This window comes from Prevotella sp. TCVGH, from assembly GCF_023522295.1.
Taxonomy (GTDB): domain Bacteria; phylum Bacteroidota; class Bacteroidia; order Bacteroidales; family Bacteroidaceae; genus Prevotella; species Prevotella timonensis.
In genome coordinates this window covers 1-3278 of the sequence record NZ_QFFX01000117.1, presented here as the reverse complement: position 1 = coordinate 3278, position 3278 = coordinate 1, and the positions used below count along the sequence as shown (strand labels likewise).

The window sequence follows — 3278 nt, the reverse complement described above, 5'->3', positions numbered from 1 at the left end:
CGGAGGCGCGAAGCCTCCGAAGAGCGGCATCCGACTTGTCTCCGTGTGTTAGCCTTTGCAAACATAGTAACTTATATAATTTCCTCTTTGCAAAGGTAATATTTTTACATTAAAAACACGACTTATCTCAAAATTAAGTAGTAAATTTGCATAAGAATGGTTAAAGGGACGTATGAACAGTACGCCCACTCCGTCAACAATCAATAAGATGAAGTATGTTTGACACCAAGTAATTCGTTTTAAGATGAAATTTGAGAGACCATGATAAAAGAGAAAAATAATCTGTTGAGAAAAGCAACTTTTGTTGCCTTAGTTTTTTTTGTGTTGATAGCTTTGCTGTTTTCAACTGCTGGTTGTTTCGATAAAAAGCCAACAGCGGTGGACACCCTTGCGGTAGACTCTGCGACAACTGATACCCTTGAGGACGATACGCTGTCGAACATTATTGCCGAATCGCCGATGTCCAAATCGGCAGATGAGTTGTTTGATGACTTCTTCTTTAACTTTGCTGCCAACAAGAAGCTGCAATACAAGCGCATCAAATTCCCCTTACCCGTCATGAAGAATGGTAAGCAAGAACGCACCATTACAAAAAATCAGTGGAAAATGGACTACTTCTTTATGAAGCAAGGCTATTTTACATTGATTTTTGACAGATTCAAGCAGATGGAAGTTGTAAAAGACACTACGGTGAAGAATGTCACGGTAGAAAAAATATTATTTCCTATCAAGACCATTAAGCAGTATCAATTTGAACGAATTAATGGCGAATTTATGCTGACGTCCATTATTTACCAACCTATTCATGAGAGTGTGAATGGTTCCTTTCTAAACTTTTATCAACGATTTGCTGTAGACAGTGCTTTTCAAATCAAGAGTTTGAATGAAACTGTTGAATTTACAGCACCCGATCCTGATGATGATTTTGGAACAATTACGGGCTCTATTGTCCCTGAACAGTGGCCAGGATTTAAGCCACCTATCATTCCAAAAGGCACTATTTACAACATCATGTATGGACAAAAACATGTTGCTGGTAAACAAAAATTGTTCGTGGTTCGCGGTATTGCAACAGACTTAGAGGTGATTATGCTTTTCAGGCATCGAAAAGATGGGTGGAAGTTGATGAAATTTAATAGTTAAAATGACAGGATGTTAGATCGAAAAAATTACAGTTTACAACAGCATAATACATTTGGCATTGATGCACGGTGTAGACGTTTCATTGCTTTTGATTCGAAAGAAGAGCTACAGCAGGCGTTATCCACATTGACACCACAAGATGAACCTTTCATGCCACTGGGAGAGGGGAGTAACCTGTTGCTTACGAAAGATTTTGAAGGGACAGTTTTGCACTCTCGAATTCAATTCGTTGACATCAAGATAAAAGACAGTATTGCTACCGTAAAGGCGGGTAGTGGGGTTATATGGGATGATTTGGTGGCGGCTTGTGTGGAGCAAAAAGCTTATGGATTGGAAAATCTTTCCCTCATTCCTGGCACCGTTGGCGCAGCAGCAGTGCAAAATATTGGTGCTTATGGTTGTGAGGTAAAGGACTTTATTCAAGCTATTAATGCCGTAGAAATAGCCACAGGTCATGAGGTGACCTTTACCAATGCTGATTGTCAATACGCTTACCGCTATAGTAAATTTAAGGGTGAGTGGAAAAATAAATATGTGATTATTTCTGTTGAATTGAAGTTCAACTGTACCTATTCTCCCCATTTGGATTATGGTAACATCCAGTTCGAGTTGCAGCGCAAAGGCATTGAACATCCTACACCACAGCAGTTACGAGACACCATTATTGCCATTCGACAGGCAAAACTCCCTGATCCTAAAGTGCAGGGCAATGCGGGAAGCTTCTTTATGAATCCAATCGTGGGCATACAGCAATACCAAGCGTTGGCAGTTCGATACCCGAAAATGCCGCATTATCAAATAGATGGATTGTCTGTAAAAATCCCAGCAGGCTGGTTGATAGAGCAATGTGGTTGGAAAGGCAAAACTTTAGGACGTGCTGGGGTACATGACAAACAGGCTTTGGTGCTGGTGAATTGTGGAGGAGCATCGGGAAGTGATATTGAACGTCTGTGTAAAGAAATCCAAAAAGACGTCAGCGAGCGCTTTGGCATCGCCATTCATCCAGAGGTAAACATTCTATGAAACTTACATTTTTAGGAACAGGAACATCGGGTGGCGTCCCTTCGTTGGGGTGTCATTGCGCCGTTTGTGAGAGTCACGATCCACATGACAAACGGTTACGTACAGCTGCACTCTTAGAAACAGACACTACGCGCATACTCATCGACTGTGGTCCCGATATTCGTCAACAGCTAATGCCTTTTCCTTTTCAGCCTCTTGATGCCGTCCTTTTAACGCATATTCATTATGACCATGTGGCAGGAATAGATGATTTGCGACCTTTTTGCGTTTTCGATTCTCTTCAAATCTATGCCGATGAACCGACTGCTGAGGCATTGCATCGCACCATGCCATATTGTTTTGGTGCTCATCTTTATCCAGGTGTTCCTTTATTGGAATTACATGTTGTTCAACCACATCAAGAGTTGCGCGTTGGTGACATAGACATCATGCCGTTTCAAGTAATGCATCACAAGCTGCCTATCTTGGGGTTTCGTTTCGGTAGCTTTGCTTATATCACGGATATGAAAACTATTCGAGACGAAGAGATGCCTTTTTTATCAGGAGTCAAAACCTTAGTGGTAAATGCTTTGCGCTATGAACCGCAGCACCATTCACACATGACTGTAGCGGAAACGATTGAGTTTTCGAATCGTGTAGGTGCAAAACAAACTTATTTGGTTCACATGAGTCATGGTGTAGGATTACACCATGATGTGAATCTTCAATTACCTGATGGCATCCAGTTAGCTTATGACGGGTTGCAAATTGAAGTGTAAGCGAAATGAACTTATTTTAGACAAAAAGACGAAGTTTGTGGCAAATAATGGACAAAAATATCTTTAATACGGTTAAAAAGCGTTATAATTCAAACATTTCTTTTTAAAAGAATTGCAACTCTCATTATATTTTGTAACTTTGCAATGTGTTTTTCATAGTATTAGATTTAAGGTTAACAAGATTGAGAGTACAGCGGTACTCTTTTTTTATGCCTAAAATCGATAATATCTTGGTTTACAAGGGCTCTCTAACGATATTGTTGAAGCAACTTCTTTAGGGTCAGTCGTAAAACCCAGTTGCATCCCTCTCTCTTCATGCACATAATTTCATAAGTATTTGTTATCTTTGCATCA

Annotated in this window: 3 protein-coding genes; all 3 read left to right on the top strand. The window is 40.2% G+C overall.

Annotated features, from left to right (window positions below; all coding sequences use genetic code 11):
- Positions 1-261: 261 nt before the first annotated feature.
- Genes DEM91_RS12265 through DEM91_RS12255 form a run of 3 tightly spaced genes read left to right on the top strand, consistent with a single transcriptional unit; the run spans position 262 to position 2924 of the window.
- Complete coding sequence (locus DEM91_RS12265; RefSeq protein ID WP_249859096.1) at positions 262-1143, top strand: DUF4348 domain-containing protein; 882 nt, start codon at positions 262-264, stop codon at positions 1141-1143.
- A gap of 9 nt (positions 1144-1152) precedes the next feature.
- The gene (murB, locus tag DEM91_RS12260) at positions 1153-2166 is read left to right on the top strand and encodes a UDP-N-acetylmuramate dehydrogenase (RefSeq protein ID WP_249859095.1); all 1014 of its coding nucleotides are present in this window, start codon (positions 1153-1155) and stop codon (positions 2164-2166) included.
- Complete coding sequence (locus DEM91_RS12255; protein WP_195254055.1) at positions 2163-2924, top strand: MBL fold metallo-hydrolase; 762 nt, start codon at positions 2163-2165, stop codon at positions 2922-2924. Before murB ends, DEM91_RS12255 begins: the two co-directional genes overlap by 4 nt.
- The last annotated feature ends 354 nt before the right edge of the window (positions 2925-3278 follow it).

What these genes read in the sequence shown, in the direction of transcription:
- DEM91_RS12265 (WP_249859096.1), top strand. Translation starts at nt 262, where the DNA reads ATGATAAAAGAGAAAAATAATCTGTTGAGAAAAGCAACTTTTGTTGCC.
- murB (WP_249859095.1), top strand. Translation starts at nt 1,153, where the DNA reads ATGTTAGATCGAAAAAATTACAGTTTACAACAGCATAATACATTTGGC.
- DEM91_RS12255 (WP_195254055.1), top strand. Translation starts at nt 2,163, where the DNA reads ATGAAACTTACATTTTTAGGAACAGGAACATCGGGTGGCGTCCCTTCG.